Raw genomic sequence first — 18,973 nt, forward strand, 5'->3', positions numbered from 1 at the left:
CCCCTTCAATCAAGGCGCCCGGCGGCGCTGTTTTGACGCTATTGCAGGGTAGCTGTCAGGCGGGCGACGTTGTCGATCCAGCGCTGCGTCCGCGGCCGGCGGCGCCACTGCGCAGAGGTGATTTCGCTGGAAATTGCGCGGTAGTCGTTCTGCACCTTGTTCACCGCATCAACCATGTCCTGGCCCAGCAGCATGACCGAGATTTCCATGTTCAGGCTGAAGGAACGCATGTCCATATTCGAGGAGCCTACGACCGCCACCTCGTTGTCCACCGTGAAGCACTTAGTGTGCAGCACCATCGGAGCCGGGTAGCAGTAGATGCGCACGCCGGCGTCCAGCAGAGCCTGATAGTAGGACTGCTGCGCATGATGGACCAGGAACTGATCGCCCTCTTCGCAGACGAACAGGTCGACCTCCACACCGCGCTGCGCGGCGGTGGTGATGGCATAAAGCAGCGAATCGTCGGGGACGAAGTAGGGGCTGGTGATCATCAGCCGCTCTGAGGCCGAATAGATCAGCGAGTTGAACAGGCGCAGGTTGTTTTCCACGCCGAAGCCAGGACCGCTGGGCAGCACCTGCGCCAGCGTGGTTCCGGGGCGTTCCTCCCGAGGCAGCGGGTGCCTCGCCTCGGTAATGTCCAGCAGCACTTCCTGATTGTCGTCCTCCTGCCACCAATCGGTAGCGAAGGTGACATCCAGGCTGCGCACCAGCGGGCCTTCAACCCGTAGCATCATCTCCACCCATTCGCGGCCAACCTTGTGCGCCGCCTTGCGCTTGTACCCGGGTTCGATCAGGTTCTGGCTTCCGGTGAAAGCCACCGAGCCGTCGATGACCAGGATCTTGCGGTGGTTGCGCAGATCCGGCCGGCGCCAGCGCCGTCCAATCAGATCGATGGGGAGCATCGGGCGCCAGTTGATGCCCGAGCTTTTCAAGCGCTTCTTGAAGTCGCGGTAGCCGTTGACCCGCAGGGTTCCCAGATGGTCGAACAGCAGGCGGACATTGACCCCGCGCTGCACCGCGGCCTCCAATGAATCAAGCACCGGGTCAACATAGTCCGGGTCGTCGCCCATGATGTAGAACTGGATGTGGACGTAGCGCTTGGCCTTGTCGATCTCCCTGACCATCGCCTCCATGGAGCCGCGGTAATCTGAGATGACCTCTATGGTGTTTCCGCCTTCCAAGGGCATGGCGCCCAGGTTGCGGTTCAGGGTCACCGCCGATTCCACCCATTCTTCCTTGGAGTGGAATTCCTCGGGTAGCCGCATGTGGGCGGTGCCGCGCATGATTTCGTCATGGGCGCGCTTCTGCTTTTCCAGCCGTCGCCGCGAGAGCCTAGGGTTGGCGAACAGCCAGTAGGCGACCAGGCCGATGACCGGAATGAAGAAGATGGCTAGGAGCCAGGCCATGGCGGTGGTGGGGCGCCGGTTGCCCGGGACGATGCCGATCATGAAGTACCTGATCACCAGTTCGGCGGCCACCAATGTGCTCCACACGACGCCGCCAATCTGCATCAGCACGTCGTTGCTCGGCCACATGGCGGCACCCCCTCAAGTACGATTCTTCGCCCCTGCATCGAGACAAAGTTCTAATCAGCTGATCAATAGCTGTACAGATCATCTCCGCTTAGCCTATCTAATCCTGAAGAACTTATTGGTGAGCGATAGCGGGAAAATGACGAGCCCGCGAACAAGCATCGGTTCAAGATTCGATAATCTTGTTTCATGAGTTCACTAGTTTTCCTTGATCCTGCCTACCCCGCGGGCCGCCTTGCCGATATCAGCGCCGCGCACCTTCCGGTGTCGCTGCAGGGTGTGACCCGCGGCGACGGCGTCTTTGAATCGATGCTGTACACCCAGCAGACAGTGCGCAAGGTCGACGCACACCTGGCTCGCCTGGCAGTGTCCGCGCAGACCTGCGACCTAGTGATCCCCGAGGAAATCAGCTGGCGTTCGGCCATCGACACCGCGGTGGCGGACTACGATGCCGCAGGCGGATCCGAAGAGGCAGTGGTCAAGCTCGTGGCCATGCGCGGCGAACACGACGAAGACCCGGCGGTGTGCTGGGTGACGGTGACTCCTGCCCCGACCCTGGGACAGCAGCAGCGCGACAGCGGCGTGGATGTGCTGCTGCTTGACCGCGGCTATGATTCGAAGCTTGCCGAACGCGCCCCGTGGCTGTTGATGGGTGCCAAGACCCTGTCCTATGCGGTGAACATGGCGGCCCTGCGCTACGCCCGCAAGCACGGCGCCCAGGAGGTCATCTTCACCTCCTCCGACGGGGTGCTGCTTGAGGCGCCCACCGCCACCGTACTGCTGGCCCAGCGCGACGGCGACACCCGCCGCCTGCTGACCCCCATGCTTGAGACCGGGATCCTGCCAGGCACCACCCAGAGCGCCATCTTCGACGCCGCACGGCAGGACGGCTGGGAGCTTGGCTACGGACCGCTGCGCCCGGAGGACCTCTACCAGGCCGACGCGGTATGGCTGGTTTCCTCCATCCGCCTGCTCACCCCGGTGCGCACCCTCGACGCCAAGCCGATACGGATGGACGCCGAGCTGCATGCACAGCTCAGCGCCCTTGCCGATTCAATTCGCTAGCCCCTACCAGACCAGGTTGTAGGTTCCCGCCCACATCGCAATGCCCAGGGCTGCGATGCCCAGCAGGATCCCGGCGGCCAGGACCGCACCGTCGCGCAGCGTGAAGCTGACGGTGCGGATCCAGGTCCGCTGACCGGTGCCGAAGCCCTTGGCCTCCATGGTGGTCGCCAAGCGTCCGGCACGTCGGATCCCCTGGACCAGCAGCGCCAGCAGTTGGCCCGCCTTGGCATTCATGCGCTGGCGCATGGTGCCGAGGTTGCCCACGCCGCGGGCGCGGCGGGCAAGAGTCAGGGTGGTGAACTCTTCGATCATCAGCCCCAGCAGGCGCATTCCTGCCAGCGCACCGAGCACGAAGCGGTGCGGCACCTTCAGCTGCTGCGACAGCGCACCGCCCAGATCGCTCGGGTTGGTGGTGGACAGCAGCAGCACCATCGGGATGGCCATGGCCAGTGCGCGCAGGCCCGTGGCCACGCCTCCAGCCACCGAACCCTCGGTGATCTGGAAGATCCCGATATTCAACAGCACCGCTCCGGAGTCCTCGCCGACCAGCGCAATGCCCCAGGCTGCCATCAACCCCGCAGCTACCAGCGGCCAGCCGCGCTTGAAGAACTGCGCGATGCCCAACCCTGCCAGCGGCAGGGCGCAGAGGGTCGCCACGATGATGACGGTGGCAGAGACCCAGTCCATGGTGCTGATCAACGGCAGTGTGGCCCCGGCGATGGCGCCGAGCTTTGCCAGCGGGTTGATCTTTGCCAGCCAGCTGTCATTGACCGGTGCATCGAGCATCGGGCCGGTGTTGACCCGCTGCCCCGAGGCACCGGCGGCTGCTGACAACTCGATCTGCTTTGCCCCCAGCGCCTGGGCGAAGTCCTCGTCGTGGGTGACGGCGATGATCGCGGTCGAGCGTTCCAGCTCCTCGATGAGCAGCTGGGCCAGTTCCCGCCAGGTATTCGCGTCCTGGCCGAAGGTCGGCTCGTCGAGGATCACCACATCCGGCGAGGCTGCCAGCACGGTGGCCACCGACAGCCGGCGCTTTTCCCCGCCCGAGAGGGTAAACGGGTTCGCCTCGGCCAGGTCCTTCAGCCGCAGGCGCACCAGCAGCTCGTCCACCCGGGCGTCAACCTGCTGCTGGTCGTACTTCAGCTCATCGCTGGCCCCGCGCTTGGCCCGCAGCGGGGCGAAGGCAAGCTCCTCGCGCACCGACTGGGTGACGAACTGGTGCTCGGGCTCCTGGAACACCGAACCGATGCGCGCCACCAGCGCGCCCGCCTTCCAGCTGAACGGGCTGGAATCAAGTCCGTCGGACAGCTCCTCGCTGGCTGAGAGCCGACCCGTTACCGGTTCAAGCAGGCCGCCGAGGGTCAGCGCCAGCGTGGATTTTCCGGCGCCGTTTTCTCCGCGGATCACCATGGCTTCTCCCCCGGTCACCTCGAAGCTGGCGGGCGCCGTGCGCACTGCGTGCTCGCTGCGGGCGCAGACCAGCTCGCTGGCCTCAAGCTTCAGCCCGCCGGGCACCTGCCGCGGTGCACCGGTGTGCGGCACATAGCCCGGCACCCACACGCCGGCCTGGGCAAGCTCTGCCCGCAGCGCTTCATCGTCGAACAATGCCTGCGGGTCCAGGTCGTGTCCGATGCCTCCACCCGGCTGCAGCACCAGCACCCGGTCCACGTGCTTGGCCCACGCCTCCAGTCGGTGTTCTACGACGATCAGCGTGGAGCCGCTGTGCTGCGCAGCGCTGATCACCGCATCGCGCAGCGGCGGGATGCTCTGCGGGTCGATGTTCGCCGTGGGCTCGTCGAGCAGCATCAGGCCGGGGCTCATGGCCATGATGCCCGCCAGCGCAAGGCGCTGCTTCTGCCCGCCGGAAAGCTCCTGGGTGCGATGCTCATAATCCAGCGAGCCCAGGCCCACGGCGTCGAGCACCCGGGGAATGCGCTCGCGGATCAGCTGCGGGTCGATCCCGAGGTTCTCGGCGCCGAAGGCCACGTCGTCGCCCACGCGGCTTTGCACAATCTGGGTTTCCGGGTCCTGCTGCATCAGCCCCACCGGGAAGGCCCGGTCAAAGGCGTTGACGCCGCCGATCAGCAGCTCACCGCTGGGCGCCGCCTCCTCGTCGATTTCAAGCACCCCTGCCAGCGCATAGAGCAGCGTGGACTTTCCGGCTCCCGAAGGGCCGAGGACCAGGACCTTCTGCCCGGCGGGGATCTTAACATTCAGCCCGTTGATCGCCGGTGCTTCGCGTTCTGCATGCTGCCAGCCAAAGTTCCTGGCGCTGATGGCAAGACCCTGGCGGGTTTTGGCGTCGGTGCGTGGTTCGAGGGCCGAACTCATTTGGCGCTCGCTACCGCCGGCTCCAGGTGTGCCCGACGGCTGGCAAGCTTGCCCAGCGCACCGGTCCGCGCCAGTGCGCGCACAGCCCACCAGGAGAAGAGACCGGCGACCAGCAGACCCGACAGCGCGGTGGCCGCCACGTGGAAGACCTTCATGCCTTCGGTGTATTCGGTCAGGTTGGCCACCACATAGGCCTCGCTGATGCCTGCAAACAGGCCCGATGCGAAGCCTGCCAGCAGCGCTACGGGAAGGTTCCACTTGCGGTAGCGGAACATGGCGAAGACCAATTCTGCGCCCAGGCCCTGGACGAAGCCGGAGATCAGCACGCTCATGCCCCAGTGCGAGCCAAGCAGTGCTTCAACCACCGCTGCGAGGATTTCGCAGAACAGTGCGGCGCCGGGCTTGCGGATGATCAGGGCGCCGAGCACCGCCGGGAACAGCCAGCCTCCGGTGAGCAGCGCGGTGGCCGGTGGGAATGCCACGAAGGCAAGCGAGAGCAGGCCGTAGCCGGCGGACCAGGCCCAGAAGAAAACACCCGAGGCAACTGCCACCACGGATGCAATAACGATGTCTACGACGCGCCAGCTGTTCTGTTTCTTAACCGATGGCTGATTCATGTTTTGTCCTCCTCTTCAAGGAGGGGGGATGCCCACTTCAAAGGCGCTGACAATCGCCTCGTGGCATCCGAGATGCTCGACTTCCTTCGCCGGTACTAGCCGGAGCAGGTTCGAGGGTCTGCGATCTATCGCACTCTCAGCGCTTCCACCGCGAACGGCACAACGCTCCCCTGTCGGAATAATTTCTGCCCACCCACCATACCGCAGGTAAGCTGGCCTTCTAAACGATAAGTCTTAACCATGAACGTGAGGTCCACATGAACGCAGTGCAGAAACTCATCGCAGCGGGTATTTCGATCGGTGCCGGCTTCGTCGGCAGCAGGCTGGTTGACCAGGTTTGGAAGGGCTTCACCGGCAGCGCCGCCCCGCGCAAGGGCAGCGAGGAAGCCGCCCACGCAACCCTGCGCCAGGCCCTGGGCTTCGCTGTATTCTCCGCTGTGGTTGCGGCGGTCATTCAGGTGTTGGCAGATCGCGGCACCACCAAGGCGTTGGAACGCTTCAACAAGTAACGGCAAAAACTCAAGCCCACCCTCGCTCCGGGCGATGGTGGGCTTTTGCCATGCGGCCTGCAATTCGAGATTGGCCTACGGCTGCGGCGCGGCATAGATGCGCAGCATCGGGTGCCTGCCTTGTGCATCGATCCAGCGGGCCGGCTCCCGGCGCAGAAACTTCCAGCCGAGGCGTTCATAGAGGCCGACGGCCGGCGTCGAACTCTCCACGACATCCAGCTGCAGTTCCATCCCCGCCTGCTGCGCCCATTGCAGCGGCCGGCGCAGCAGCTGCGATCCGGCGCCCAGCCCGCGCCCGCGCACCCTCGGCGAGACGAACAGCCTTGTGACAAGCACCGTTCCCGGGTCCTCGAGGCTCTGACAGAGGGCAATATGACCGAGTATTTCCTCGTTGCGGGCATCGAGCGCGACCCACGCCGCCTTGGTCCCCTCAGGGTTCAGCCACGCTGCGGGGTCCTCGGGCCAGCGGCTTGGATAGTCGCCGACGGCAAAGACTGCTTCCAGCACCGAGACGCTGCCAGGAACGTCGAGCGGCCCTCGGGTGCGGACGATGATCTTTTCATCTGCCACGTTTCAGCGTTCTTCCCTGCCGGGCGCGTCCCGCTCGGCGACCACCGGAATCGCTCCGGTGACCGGCGAGGTTGACTCTTCATCGAGCACCTGGCGCAGCTCGTCGGAGAAGAGCGTGTCCTTCTTGGCGTGCTTGGTGCGGTAGCCCGAACGGCCGATCATGTGTGCGGAGACCGGCGCGGTGAGCAGTTGCATGGCCCAGGCGACGATCAGCGTTGGGACGATGGCCCAGGCGCGCAGGTGGATGGCCAGCCCGGCGAAGATCAGCAGGAAGCCGAGCACCTGCGGCTTGGTGGCAGCATGCATGCGGGTCAGCAGGTCGGGGAAGGTCAGCAGGCCGATGCCGGCGATCAGCGACATGGCGCAGCCCAGGATCAGCAGCACCGCGACGAGGATATCGAGCAACTGGTCCATCAGGCGTTCCTCTTATCCGAAACATAGCGTGAGACGGTGACCGAGCCGACGAATCCGATGGTGCAGGCGGCGACGACGAACAGCAGATAGTCGGTGTGCTGGTTCACTGCCATGTCGATGCACAATCCAGCGGAGATGATCAGCAGCAGCACATCCAGGCCCAGCACCCTGTCGAGGATCGATGGGCCCTTGATCACGCGGATGACGCAGGCGATGGCGCCCAGGCAGAGCATGATGCCGCAGATCCAGGCAACGATTTCAATCATTTGGCCGCCTTCCTTCCCTTGCGCAGTGGTACGCATTCGCTCTTGATCGCCTCGTACTCGTCATGGCTGCCGATGGCCATGATCAGCCGGCGTTCAATCTGCCTGATATTTTCCCGCGCCTTCTGCACCTGCTGCTGGTTCTCGATGTCGATGTAGTGCAGGTACAGGGTGGAGGAGCTGCGGTCCACGTCCAGCACGAACGAGCCGGGGATCAGCGTCAGCACATGCCCGACGGTCATCACGATCAGGTCCGAGTCGGTGCGCAGCGGCACGGCGATGACTGCGCTGTGGGTGCTCTTGCCGCGGGTGATCGCCAGCCAGGCGACGTGGATGCTCGCCGCCACCACCTGGCCCAGGAACCAGAGGAACAGCAGCAGGCAGTACCAGATGTTGATGCGTCCGGAGAGCACCACCGGAGGCAGTGGAAACAGCGTCACCAAGAACAGGGCGATGAGTGCACCGAAGAGCAGGTTCCCCGCCGAGAAGTCCTGCCACATGGCGGCCCACACGAACACCAGCAGCAGCAACAGCGGCCATTCCTGTTTGAGCGTCGCGCGGTGGCGGACGCCGGAGGTGTCAAGTGCGTCGTCAATACGCTGATCGCGCGGCGTCAGGTCCTTATTAGGCATTGTTCTCCCCCGTTCAGTAGTTCAGGATCGCGGTGATATACGGTTCACGGGCGATTAGTTCGGCGGCCACCCGCTGGCAGAAATCGAAGATCGGACCGGCGAAGACCGTCAGTGCGATGCCCGCGGCCACCAGCGAGCCGGTGGCATAGCGCATGCCCCACGGCAGCGACGCGGCCTCCATCTCCTTGGCCAGTTTGAGCCCCAGGTGCGGTGCCTTGGAGCCGCCGGCGATGGTCTGCTCGGTGACCTGGGTCCACTGATCCACCAGCATCGGGTTGGGAATCTCGGCATCCGCCGCGCGGCGCCAGAACATGCGGGCCCACACGCGGATGATCGCCAACAGCGTCAGCAGGCTGGTCAGCAGGCCGGCGGCGATCACGAACCAGGTCAGCGGATCGGCGTCCTGGGCCGCGGCGTGCAGCAAGCCGAACTTGCCCAGGAACCCGGAGAACGGCGGGATGCCGCCCAGGTTGATCGCTGGAATGAAGAACAGCAGCGCCAGCGCCGGAGAGAGCTTGGCCAAAGAGCCGAGCCTTGTCACGTTCGCACTTCCGGCCCTGCGTTCAATCAGGCCTGCCACCATGAACAGCGAGGTCTGCACGATGATGTGGTGGCCCACATAGTAGATGGTTGCGGCGATGGCCAACGGCCCGCCCACCGCCACGCCGAAGATCAGGTAGCCGATGTGGCTGGTCAACGTGAAGGAGAGCATACGTTTGAAGTCCGTCTGCGCCAGCGCACCGAGGATACCGACGACCATGGTCAGCGCGGCGACCACCAGTAGGCCGGCATTGACCAAGCCCCCGGGGAAGAGCAGGGTTTCGGTGCGCACGATCGCGTACACGCCCACCTTGGTCAGCAGGCCGGCGAACACCGCGGTGACCGGGGCCGGGGCCGTCGGGTAGGAGTCGGGAAGCCACAGCGAGAGCGGAAAGACCGCCGCCTTGATGCCGAAGCCGATCAGCAGCAGCACGTGCAGGATCAGCTGCGGCCCCTGGTCCAGTTCCGGCAGCTTCACCGCCAGGTCGGCCATGTTCACCGTGCCGGTGGCGGCATAGGTCATGGCGATGCCCATCAGGAAGATCACCGAGGAGACCACCGAGACCACCACATAGGTGGTGCCGGCGCGGATGCGCTCCGCGGTGGCTCCCAGGGTCAGCAGCACATAGCTGGCGGTGAGCAGGATTTCAAAGCCCACGTAGAGGTTGAACAGGTCGGCGGCCAGGAAGGCGTTGGACACACCGGCCAGCAGGATCAGGTAGGCGGGGTGGAACACCGAGACCGGCCCGGGTTCGTCTCCGTCGGCCAGGCCCTGGCTGGTGGCGTAGAAGAGCACCGCCAGGGAGACCAGGGTGGAGATCAGCAGCATGAAGGAGCTGAACCCGTCGACCATCAGGGAGATGCCCCAGGGCGAACTCCAGCCGCCGATGTGGATCGCATAGGATTCCCCGCCCCATACCGCAGCGAGCATGCCCGCCTCCAGCAGCAGGGTCAGGCACAGGATGCCGATGGTGATCAGGCGTTGCAGCCTGATGTTGCGGCGGGCTAGGAAGGCGGCGCCGGCGCCGATGATCGGCAGGACGACAGCCAGCGGTGCAAGGTCTAGAAAATTCACTCTTCCCCCTCGCGCACTGGGCGGCCTTCTTCGTCGACGAATTCAGTGGTGTCTTCCGCCACCGGCGAGTCTTCTTCCTCGTCGTAGGCGGTGGACTGGGACACCTTGATGTCTTCGGTGTCGTCCTTGAGCACATCGGCGCTGGTCAGCGTCCAGGAGCGGTAGATCATTGCGAGCAGGAAGGCGGTCACCGCAAAGGTGATGACGATGGCGGTGAGCACCAGCGCCTGGGGCAGCGGGTCGGAATACTCCTCGGCCGGCACGTCGCTTTGGAACAGCGGGGCGATGCCGCGCCGTCCGCCGGTGGTGAGGATCAGCAGGTTGATGCCGTTGCCGATCAGCATGATGCCCAGCAGCACCCGGGTCAGCGTGCGTTCAAGCACCAGGTAGAACCCGGTGGCAAGCAGCGCCCCGGTGATGACCAGGAAGGTGATGTTGACGCTCATCGTCCAACTCCTGTTCTTGAGGCGTGGATGGGGTCATGTTGTTCGATCGGGCTGCGGCCCTCGGAGAGCAGGTCGATCTCGCTGCCCAGCGAGCGCAGCACGTCCTGCACCAGGCCGAGCACCACCAGGTACACGCCGATGTCGAAGATCGTGGAGGTGACGAACTTGTGTTCGCCGAAGATCGGGAGCCAGAATTCCCAGGCGTACATGGTGAAGATTTCATCCCCGGCAAACAGCGGCACGATGCCCGCCAGTCCCGCCAGTGCGATGCCGCCGCCGATCAGCAGGCCCGGGGCGATGCGCATTGATTCGGACAGTTCCACGCGCCCGCCGGCAAGGTAGCGGATGGTCAGCGCCAGGCCCGCGATCAGGCCGCCGGCAAAACCGCCGCCGGGGCTGTTGTGCCCGGCCAGCAACGTGTACACCGAAAGGATCAGCACCGAGTGGAACATCAGCCTCGTGACCACCTCGAAGATGATCGAGCGGCGTTCGGCCACCAGCGTGTTGCCCGCCATGAGCCAGTCCTGGTTGGAGCTGGAGGCAAAGCGGCGCGCCATGCGCAACTCCACTTCCTTCTCTTCCTTGCTGCCCATGGCCTCCGAACCGGAGTCGATGCTGCCCGGGGCGACGTCCGTGGCGCGCACCCTGGTGCCGAAGCCGCGGCCGGCGAAGATCAGCGATGCCACACCCGTGGCCGCCGCGGCGAGCACGGTGATTTCGCCGAAGGTATCCCAGACGCGCAGGTCCACCAGCGCCACGTTGACCACATTCTTGCCGTAGCCCTCGTAGTAGGCCAGGTCCGGCCACTGCAGCGAGATGCTCGGCTCGGTGCGCGCGGCCATCATGGCGATGGCGATGTATACGACCATCACGGCCAGGGCGAGAGCCAGCGCCGCCCTGCCCCAGTGGATCTTGGTCAGGCCCACCCACAGCCGCTGCGGCAGTGCGCGCAGCGCCAGCACGAAGGAGACCAGCACGATGGTTTCCACCAGCAGCTGGGTCAGCGCCAGGTCCGGCGCGCCCTGCAGGGCGAAGATCGCCACCATGCCGTAGCCGGTGACGGCAACCATGAGCACCGCCATGAAGCGCTTGGGTGCGGTGATCGCGATGACTGCCCCGGCGATGATGATCGCGCCGATCACCAGCTGGGCCGGATGGTCAGCGATAACCCAGTTGGTGGGCCAGGGGGTCTGCACCGTGAGCGCAATGCCCAGCGGCACCACCAGCACCACGCAGAGGATCACGCCGAGGTAGAAGGACAGCGAACCACGCTGGGTGCGGCCGGTGATCCAAATGGCGGCGATGTCCAGCGCGTTCACGCTCATGCGGTAGAGCTCCTCGGCGGAGATCACCATGCGGCGCAGCGGGGCGCCGGTGTCGGTGGCACGGCGGATCAGGTAGAAGCCCACGCCCAAGGTTACCGAAATCGCGCTCAGCCCCAGCGCCGCGTTGAAGCCGGCAAATGCCGCCAGGTGCATGGATCCCGGTCCACCCTGGGCCTGCGACCAGTTCTTGACCAGCACCTCTACCGGGTGCGGGTAGATTCCCAGCACCAGCGTCAGCGCGCTGAGCACCAGCAGCGGGGCCAGGAAGATCAGCGTCGGCGGCTTGCAGGTCAGCGGCGGCACCTTGTACTTCTTCACGCCGAAGGCCCCGAAGAAGAAGCGCAGCGAATAGGCCATGGTCAGCGCGGCTCCCGCCACGATGCCCACCAGCGCCATCGGCCCCCACCAGGATTCAAGGTGCAGCAAAGATTCGTAGACCGCCTCCTTGGCCACGAAGCCAAGGGTCAGCGGCAGGCCGGCCATGGACGCCGCCGCAATGCCGGAGGTGGCGGTGAGGATCGGCATGGCGCGGCGCAGCCCTGAGAGTTTGCGGATATCGCGCGTACCGGTGTTGTGGTCGATGATGCCCACCGACAGGAACAGCGTTGCCTTGAACAGGCCGTGGGCCAGGGTCATGGCCAGGGCCGCGAAGGCCGCCTCCGGGGTGCCGAAGCCGAAGATCGCGATGATGAAGCCCAGCTGGGAGACCGTGCCGAAGGCAAGGATCAGCTTCAGGTCGTACTGCTTCAGCGCCCGGTAGCCGCCGATCAGCATGGTGATCACGCCGATGCCCACCGTCATCGGCACCCAGAATGCCGTCTCGGCAAAGCCTGGGGCCAGGCGGGCGATCAGGTAGACGCCTGCCTTGACCATGGCCGCCGCGTGCAGGTAGGCGGAGACGGGGGTCGGGGCGGCCATCGCGCCGGGCAGCCAGAAGTGGAAGGGAACCAGCGCCGACTTGGACAGGGCGCCGACGATGATCAGTGCGATCGCAATGTCGGTGTAGGTGCCCAGGGCAAGCAGCTTCTCGGAGGCTGCGAGGATTTCAGAAAGTTGGTAGCTGCCCGAGGCCGAGCCGAGCATCAGGATGCCCGCCAACATCACCAGGCCGCCCAGGGTGGTGACGATCAGCGCGTTCATCGCGGAGCGGCGCGCGGTGATCAGCGCCTGGCTGAAGCCGATGAGCAGGTAGGAAAGCACGCTGGTGATTTCCCAGAAGATGAACATGATGATCACGTCGTCCGCGGTCACCAGGCCGGTCATGGCGCCGGCGAAGGCGACCATCTTGGCGGCGAAGCTGCCGATCTGCGGGTCGTCGTTCTTGAAGTACCGGGCGCAGTAGAACAGCACCAGGGCGCCAACGCCGAGGATCAGCAGCAGGATGGACGCCGAGAGGATGTCCATGCGGAAGTTCAGCCCGATGTTCAGCCCGCTGATCCAGTCGATCTGCAGCGAGGGCGGAGCGTTTGGTGCGCCGGAGGCGAGCGTCGGGTCGGAGGCAAGCACCGTGGGCAGCTGGAAGAGCAGCCAGATGAATCCCGCTGCCGGCACCACGGCGACCAGGTAGAAGGCGTTGCGTTTGAAGGCCCGGAATAAGAATGGGCACAGCAGGGCCGTGGCAAAGAGTGCAGTGAGAATGATTAGCACGCGTCTCCTCTGTCGACTGAAAATGGGGCAGAGTCCGACGACCAAAAATAGCCGGCACCTGTAATTTTATCAGTCATGGGCCCAATCGGGTCATGTCAGAGCTCAAGTCGTGTCATAATTGCCCACCGCACTCGGCCTCGCAGCGCAGCTGCCTTGGTCCAATTCATCTCTTGATTACCGCAAACGGGTACTATGCGAGCATGGCAATGAATCAGCTTCCGATCACCGAGCCCCCGCGTGAGAAATGGCTCAATAAATACACGTGGGCCTGGGCCAGTTGGGACTGGGGCCAGGCGGCGATCAACGCGGTCATGATCACCTTCGTGTTCACCGTCTACCTGACCAGCGAGCTGTTCGGCGACAAGGACCACGCATCGCTGGTGCTCTCCCAGGCGCTGGCCATAGCCGGCGTCTGCATTGCCGTGTTGGTGCCCGTCACCGGACTGCGATCGGACGCCGCCGGACGGCGCAAGCTGTGGATCATCGTCAATACGCTGCTGCTGGTGCTCATCTGTGGGGCCTGCTACTTCGTCTTCCCCGACCCCCGCTACCTGTGGTTCGGCGCCCTGCTGATCGCCGCCATGAGCGTGGCCAGCGAATTTGCGGGGGTGAACTACAACGCGGTGCTCAACCAAATCTCCACCCCCGCCACCGTCGGCAAGGTTTCAGGCTTCGGCTGGGGCATGGGGTATGTCGGCGGCATCCTGGCCCTGGCGCTGGTGCTCTTCGGTTTCGTGCAGCCGATCGTCGACTGGCCGGGAGCATCGAGCGAAAACGGTTTGAACATCCGCCTCGTGGCGATCTTCTCGGCGTTGTGGTGCCTGTTCTTCGCCCTGCCGCTGTTCTTCATCATCCCCGAATCCACCGCGATCAGCGCGGAGAAGATCCCGCTGAAAAGCTCCTATGCGGTGCTCTTCCGGCGGATCCGCGCCCTGTGGAGCGAGGACCGCAACCTGATCTTCTTCCTGCTCTCCTCTGCGGTATTCCGCGACGGGCTCGCCGCCATCTTTACCTTCGGCGGGGTGATCGCCGCCGGCACCTTCGGCTTTGCGCTCAGCGAGGTGATCATCTTTGCGATCGTGGGCAATGTCGTCGCAGCCATCGGCGCGGTGATCGGCGGCCGCTTTGACGACTGGGTGGGACCGAAGGCGGTCATCGTCGGTTCGCTGATCGGCCTGCTGATCGCCGGGACAGGGGTGTTCTTCTCTCCGGCGGCCTCGGGCTTCTGGATCTTCGGGCTGATGCTGTGCCTGTTCGTCGGACCCGCCCAGGCTGCGGCGCGCTCCTACCTCGCCCGCCTGATTCCCGAAGGCCGCGAAGGTGAGCTCTTCGGCCTCTATGCGACCACCGGACGTGCAGTATCATTCTTGGCCCCTGCGCTGTTTTCACTGTCCATTGCGATTGCCACTCCCCTGGTTGCCAGCGGTCAGGCCCAGCGCTATGGAATCCTGGGCATCTTGCTCGTGCTTCTGTTGGGCCTGTTCCTGCTCTTGCCGATCCGCACCCCGCAGCAGGTCAATATGGCTTGAACCCGCCAACTTGTGTAGCCATCGACAAATCGTTTCCCCAGCAGTTAGGGTAATGTCGTCGATATCATCCCGCACCCAAGAGAAAGCGAAGGGCCATGAAGGCACTTTTTGATTTTAGCTTCACCAAATTCGTCACCCCGTCCATCATCAAGATCATCTACATCCTGATGATGGTCCTACTGATCATCGGCTACATTTCATTCGTTGTCATTGCCTTCAACGACAGCGCGCTGTTCGGCATCCTGACCCTGCTGATCCTCGGTCCGCTGTTCGTGCTGATCTACCTGGCGCTGATCCGCGCAGGCCTCGAGTCGCTGATTGCACAGATCCGCACCGCGCAGAACACCGCCGAGCTGGTTCGCCTCTCCGGCGGCAATGCACCGGGCACCGAGTCAACCTTCCCGGACCCAATTTCTCCTAACGACCCACGCCCTTCCGGTCCTCAGAACCCGTTCGTGGGCTAGTCTTCCCGTCATCACAAAGGACCACCCGGCAAAATTATTTGCCGGGTGGTCCTTTGTGTATGACGCAAAATTTAGCTGTCGATGATCGTGCGGTGGAAGTTCAGGTGGCTGCGCGAGGCGGTCGGACCGCGCTGGCCCTGATAGCGGTTGCCGTAGGGGCCGGAACCGTAGGGGTGCTCGGTTTCGCTGGTGAGCTTGAAAAAGCACAACTGGCCGATCTTCGAGCCCGGCCAGAGCTTGATCGGCAGCGTTGCCATATTCGACAGCTCCAGGGTGACATGGCCGGAGAAGCCGGGGTCGATGAAGCCAGCGGTGGAGTGGGTCAACAGGCCCAGGCGGCCCAGCGAGCTCTTGCCCTCAAGGCGTGCGGCCACCGAGTTTCCGAGGGTCACCACCTCATAGGTGGAGCCCAGGACGAATTCCCCAGGGTGCAGGATAAACGGCTCGTCCGGATCCACCTCGACCAAACGGGTCAGCTCGTCCTGCTCCAGGGAAGGATCGATATGTGCGTACTTGTGGTTGTCGAACAACCGGAAGAAGCGGTCGATTCTCACGTCCACGGAGGCGGGCTGGACCATCTCCGGTTCAAAGGGGCTCAGCCCGATCTCACCGGAGGCTATTTCACGACGTATGTCACCATCTGAATACAACACGCCTTTCAATTTAGCGTGAATGCCGCCTAATCCGTTAACCAGTACGCCAGTACGTCGCCTGAATGCCGGCGGCGAACCGTCTTCATGTGACGCAGATTCCCAACTTTTCCCCAGCGAATCCAGATATCCTAGGTGCGGATCAATTCTGCGTTCACCGCACCACCAAGGAATTATATTTATGCGTCTGGCATCTGCCATCACCAGCTGTATCGTTTCGGGCCTGCTGGTTTTTTCAACCGCCGCAGCCAGCTTCGCCGCACCCGAGGACCTGCCCCAGGTCGAGGCCGGTGACCTTGACGACGCATCGAGCCTGCTCGCACTGATCAACCCGAGCACCAAGCTCTCCCCCGAGGACTACACGCCCAAGGAGTTGGTGTCGGTGGCCGGCACCTCCTACCAGCTGCGTCCCGAAGCCGCGGATGCGGTGGAGGACCTCGTGGCGGATGCCCGCAAGGCTGGACACAGCATCAAGGTGCTCAGCGCCTTCCGCTCTTACCAGCGTCAGTACTCGTTGTTCAACCAGTACCAGGCGAAGTACGGCACCGCCTATGCCGAGCGCATCTCCGCCCGCCCGGGTACCAGCGAACATCAGCTGGGGCTTGCCGCCGACCTGGGCTACACCAACAGCCAGGCCGAGCTGAAGGAAGCCTTCGGCCGAACCCCGGCCGGCCAGTGGATCGCCAAGCATGCCGTGGACTACGGCCTGATCGTCCGCTATCCGCAGGGCATGGAGAAGATCACCGGTTACAAGTACGAGCCGTGGCATGTGCGCTACATCGGCAAGGAACAGGCCCAGGCCATGGCCGACAGCGGCGCCGAAACCTACGAAGAGTACTACTCGATGCTCAAGGATGAAGCGGTCAAGGAACCAAAGAAGTCCCAGGAACCCAAAAATGTTCCAGCGGTGGAGCAGAAGAAGCCTGAATCCGAGAGCGACCAGGGAACGGCCACGCCGGGCTCGGGGGTGCTGAAGCAGGAGGACCTGGACGTGCTGCGCTTCTTGCCGCCCTACCGCGACTGGAGCTTCGGGTTCATTCCTTAATTACATGAACGCCACGGCGCCGAAGAGCACCGCCGGCAGCAGGGTTGAGGCAAAGGCCGTCACCCAGTGGGCCGTCTTGCCGCTGGCATTTTGGCAGTCGCCGTTGCGTTTGCGCCGATTGACCAGGTAGACGTTGACAAGGATCCAGACGATCGCGCCCACGGCGATCGGCGGGCCGAGCACCTGGTTCGATGAGAAATAGGATTCCATCCGATTCCCGAGGTCTGAGCCGCCCATCGACAATGGCACGGTGCCCTGGGCAACGTAGGAATACAGCAGCCAGAAGTACATGATTCCAGGGATTCCCAGCAGTGCATTGACGACGAACAGTCGTGTCATTGTTCAGCCTCCTGGCAGTTCGGCGCCGTTCGGGCACCGTGTGCCTTGCGGATTTCGTCCGAGTCTACTCCCCCGCCGGAACGATCCTTGACTCTGGTGCGGGTAAATAGATGGCGTACTTTGTGCAAAATGCGCGTCAACTAGGCGAAAACCGGATAAACGAAAACTCGCCGCCCCCGGTGCGGGGACGGCGAGTCGTGTTCGAGCCTACTTGGCGCGGACCGGGATGCCGGTGAAGGTCGGCTTCATGGTCGATGCGAAGAAGTCGTTGCCCTTGTCATCCACGACGATGAAGGCAGGGAAGTCCTCAACCTCGATCTTCCAGATGGCTTCCATGCCGAGCTCTTCGTACTCGATGACCTCTACCTTCTTGATGCAGTCCTGAGCCAGACGCGCGGCCGGACCGCCGATCGAGCCGAGGTAGAAGCCGCCGTGGGCGTCGCAGGCGTCGGTGACCTGCTGCGAACGGTTGCCCTTGGCCAGCATGACCATCGAGCCGCCGGCGGCCTGGAACTGGTCAACGTAGGAGTCCATGCGGCCCGCAGTGGTCGGACCGAAGGAACCCGAAGGCATGCCCTCGGGGGTCTTGGCGGGACCCGCGTAGTAGACCGGGTGGTCCTTGAGGTACTTCGGCATCTCCTCGCCGGCGTCAAGGCGTTCCTTGATCTTGGCGTGGGCGATGTCGCGGGCTACCACCAGCGGGCCGGTCAGCGACAGGCGGGTCTTGACCGGGAACTTGGTCAGCTCGGCCAGGATCTCATCCATCGGCTTGTTCAGGTCGATCTTCACCACCGAGGAGCCGCCGGTGCCGGTGACGCCGTCGGTCTCATCGTCGTGGGCGGCAACGGCAGGGTGGTTCTCGTCCGGCATGAAGCGGGCTGGATCGGTCTCCAGCTGCTCAACGAACAGGCCTTCTTCGGTGATCTTCGCCAGCATCTGGCGGTCGGCCGAGCAGGAGACGGCGATGGCCACCGGCAGCGAGGCGCCGTGGCGCGGCAGGCGGACCACGCGCACGTCGTGGCAGAAGTACTTGCCGCCGAACTGGGCGCCGATGCCGAAGTGGCGGGTCAGCTCCAAGACCTTCTCTTCAAGTTCGGTGTCGCGGAAGCCGCGGCCGGTCATCGCACCCTCGGTAGGCAGCGAATCCAGGTACTTGGCCGAACCGTACTTGGCGGTCTTCAGCGCCATCTCCGCGCTAGTGCCGCCGATGACGATGGACAGGTGGTACGGAGGGCAGGCAGCGGTGCCCAACGAGCGCAGCTTCTCGTCCAGGAACTTCAGCATGGCGTTCTCATTGAGGATCGCCTTGGTCTCCTGGTACAGGAAGGACTTGTTGGCGCTGCCGCCGCCCTTGGCCATGAACAGGAACTTGTAGCTGGTGTCTGCCCCGTCCTTGGTGTTGGCGTAGAGGTCGATCTGCGCCGGAAGGTTGTTGCCGGTGGCCTTTTCTTCCCAGGTGGTGATCGGTGCCAGCTGCGAGTAGCGCAGGTTCAGGGTGGTGTAGGCGTTGTAGATGCCGCGCGAAAGCGAGATCTCGTCCTGCACTTCGGTGAGCACGCGCTGGCCGCGCTTGCCCATCACGATCGCGGTGCCGGTGTCCTGGCACATCGGCAGGATGCCGCCGGCGGCGATGTTGGCGTTCTTCAGCAGGTCTAGGGCGACGAACTTGTCGTTCGGGCTGGCTTCCTCGTCGTCGAGGATGTTGCGCAGCTGCTGCAGGTGGGCCGGGCGCAGGTAGTGCGAGATGTCGTGCAGGGCGGTTTCAGCAAGCTGCTCGAGCGCTTCCGGTGCTACCTTGAGGAAGTTCTTGCCGTCCGGACCGGCGACAACTTCGACGCCTTCGGAGGAAATTTTGCGATAAGGGGTGGTGTCTTCGCCAATGGGAAGAATGTCCTCATAACGGAATTCAGGCATGCTCGTTCCTTGATTCTCTTTGTGGTTGCTCAAAGCCAGTTTAGGCCGTATAACCGAATTTGGCTT

Annotated in this window: 18 protein-coding genes and 1 riboswitch; of the genes, 5 read left to right on the forward strand and 13 right to left on the reverse strand. The window is 63.8% G+C overall.

Annotation, left to right across the window (positions count from 1 at the left end; all coding sequences use genetic code 11):
* Window positions 1-38: 38 nt before the first annotated feature.
* Complete coding sequence (cls, locus tag RUH64_RS02105) at window positions 39-1,535, reverse strand: cardiolipin synthase (RefSeq protein WP_396275969.1); 1,497 nt, start codon at window positions 1,533-1,535, stop codon at window positions 39-41.
* Window positions 1,536-1,721: 186 nt separating this feature from the next.
* On the opposite strand from cls, the gene RUH64_RS02110 reads away from it, so the two are divergent.
* Window positions 1,722-2,597 carry an aminodeoxychorismate lyase gene (locus RUH64_RS02110; RefSeq protein ID WP_313810936.1) on the forward strand — a complete coding sequence of 292 codons (876 nt, stop codon included), beginning with the start codon at window positions 1,722-1,724 and terminating at the stop codon, window positions 2,595-2,597.
* A gap of 3 nt (window positions 2,598-2,600) precedes the next feature.
* On the opposite strand, the gene RUH64_RS02115 is transcribed toward RUH64_RS02110, so the two are convergent.
* A complete protein-coding gene (locus tag RUH64_RS02115; protein ID WP_313810937.1) occupies window positions 2,601-4,928 on the reverse strand; it encodes an ATP-binding cassette domain-containing protein in 2,328 nt (775 codons plus the stop codon).
* Window positions 4,925-5,545: an ECF transporter S component gene (locus RUH64_RS02120; RefSeq protein WP_313810939.1), complete on the reverse strand. Its 621-nt coding sequence runs from the start codon at window positions 5,543-5,545 to the stop codon at window positions 4,925-4,927. The genes RUH64_RS02115 and RUH64_RS02120 overlap by 4 nt, the downstream gene beginning before the upstream one ends.
* Window positions 5,546-5,609: 64 nt before the next feature.
* A riboswitch (TPP riboswitch) is annotated at window positions 5,610-5,727 on the reverse strand.
* A gap of 75 nt (window positions 5,728-5,802) precedes the next feature.
* Between RUH64_RS02120 and RUH64_RS02125 the strand changes: the two genes are divergently transcribed.
* The gene (locus RUH64_RS02125) at window positions 5,803-6,054 is read left to right on the forward strand and encodes a DUF4235 domain-containing protein (RefSeq protein WP_313810940.1); all 252 of its coding nucleotides are present in this window, start codon (window positions 5,803-5,805) and stop codon (window positions 6,052-6,054) included.
* Between the two features lie 75 nt (window positions 6,055-6,129).
* Here the strand turns inward: RUH64_RS02125 and RUH64_RS02130 are convergent, their stop codons facing one another.
* From RUH64_RS02130 to RUH64_RS02160, 7 genes are read right to left on the reverse strand one after another with little or no spacing between them, the layout of a single operon-like run.
* Window positions 6,130-6,624 carry a GNAT family N-acetyltransferase gene (locus RUH64_RS02130; protein ID WP_313810941.1) on the reverse strand — a complete coding sequence of 165 codons (495 nt, stop codon included), beginning with the start codon at window positions 6,622-6,624 and terminating at the stop codon, window positions 6,130-6,132.
* Between the two features lie 3 nt (window positions 6,625-6,627).
* Window positions 6,628-7,038 (reverse strand): monovalent cation/H(+) antiporter subunit G, encoded by a 411-nt coding sequence (gene mnhG / locus RUH64_RS02135; protein ID WP_313810942.1) that lies wholly within the window; start codon window positions 7,036-7,038, stop codon window positions 6,628-6,630.
* Complete coding sequence (locus tag RUH64_RS02140; RefSeq protein WP_313810944.1) at window positions 7,038-7,304, reverse strand: monovalent cation/H+ antiporter complex subunit F; 267 nt, start codon at window positions 7,302-7,304, stop codon at window positions 7,038-7,040. Before RUH64_RS02140 ends, mnhG begins: the two co-directional genes overlap by 1 nt.
* A complete protein-coding gene (locus RUH64_RS02145; protein WP_313810945.1) occupies window positions 7,301-7,933 on the reverse strand; it encodes a Na+/H+ antiporter subunit E in 633 nt (210 codons plus the stop codon). The genes RUH64_RS02140 and RUH64_RS02145 overlap by 4 nt, the downstream gene beginning before the upstream one ends.
* A gap of 13 nt (window positions 7,934-7,946) precedes the next feature.
* On the reverse strand, window positions 7,947-9,548 hold the full coding sequence (locus tag RUH64_RS02150) for a Na+/H+ antiporter subunit D (RefSeq protein WP_313810946.1): 1,602 nt from the start codon (window positions 9,546-9,548) through the stop codon (window positions 7,947-7,949).
* Window positions 9,545-9,994 carry a Na(+)/H(+) antiporter subunit C gene (locus RUH64_RS02155; protein WP_313810947.1) on the reverse strand — a complete coding sequence of 150 codons (450 nt, stop codon included), beginning with the start codon at window positions 9,992-9,994 and terminating at the stop codon, window positions 9,545-9,547. The genes RUH64_RS02150 and RUH64_RS02155 overlap by 4 nt, the downstream gene beginning before the upstream one ends.
* Window positions 9,991-12,966, reverse strand: a complete 2,976-nt coding sequence (locus tag RUH64_RS02160; protein WP_313810951.1) for a Na+/H+ antiporter subunit A — start codon at window positions 12,964-12,966, stop codon at window positions 9,991-9,993. The genes RUH64_RS02155 and RUH64_RS02160 overlap by 4 nt, the downstream gene beginning before the upstream one ends.
* Before the next feature lie 206 nt (window positions 12,967-13,172).
* Here RUH64_RS02160 and RUH64_RS02165 point away from each other — a divergent pair, with 206 nt between their 5' ends.
* On the forward strand, window positions 13,173-14,495 hold the full coding sequence (locus RUH64_RS02165; protein ID WP_313811411.1) for an MFS transporter: 1,323 nt from the start codon (window positions 13,173-13,175) through the stop codon (window positions 14,493-14,495).
* Between the two features lie 95 nt (window positions 14,496-14,590).
* Window positions 14,591-14,959, forward strand: a complete 369-nt coding sequence (locus tag RUH64_RS02170) for a DUF4282 domain-containing protein (protein WP_313810954.1) — start codon at window positions 14,591-14,593, stop codon at window positions 14,957-14,959.
* Between the two features lie 71 nt (window positions 14,960-15,030).
* On the opposite strand, the gene dcd is transcribed toward RUH64_RS02170, so the two are convergent.
* Window positions 15,031-15,612: a dCTP deaminase gene (gene dcd / locus RUH64_RS02175; RefSeq protein ID WP_313810955.1), complete on the reverse strand. Its 582-nt coding sequence runs from the start codon at window positions 15,610-15,612 to the stop codon at window positions 15,031-15,033.
* Window positions 15,613-15,790: 178 nt separating this feature from the next.
* On the opposite strand from dcd, the gene RUH64_RS02180 reads away from it, so the two are divergent.
* A complete protein-coding gene (locus tag RUH64_RS02180) occupies window positions 15,791-16,654 on the forward strand; it encodes a M15 family metallopeptidase (RefSeq protein ID WP_313810956.1) in 864 nt (287 codons plus the stop codon).
* On the opposite strand, the gene RUH64_RS02185 is transcribed toward RUH64_RS02180, so the two are convergent.
* On the reverse strand, window positions 16,655-16,993 hold the full coding sequence (locus tag RUH64_RS02185) for a hypothetical protein (protein WP_313810958.1): 339 nt from the start codon (window positions 16,991-16,993) through the stop codon (window positions 16,655-16,657).
* A gap of 207 nt (window positions 16,994-17,200) precedes the next feature.
* A complete protein-coding gene (locus RUH64_RS02190; protein WP_313810959.1) occupies window positions 17,201-18,907 on the reverse strand; it encodes a fumarate hydratase in 1,707 nt (568 codons plus the stop codon).
* Window positions 18,908-18,973 lie beyond the last annotated feature (66 nt).

The organism is Glutamicibacter sp. (assembly GCF_032154645.1).
In the GTDB taxonomy this organism is placed as follows: Bacteria; Actinomycetota; Actinomycetes; order Actinomycetales; family Micrococcaceae; genus Glutamicibacter.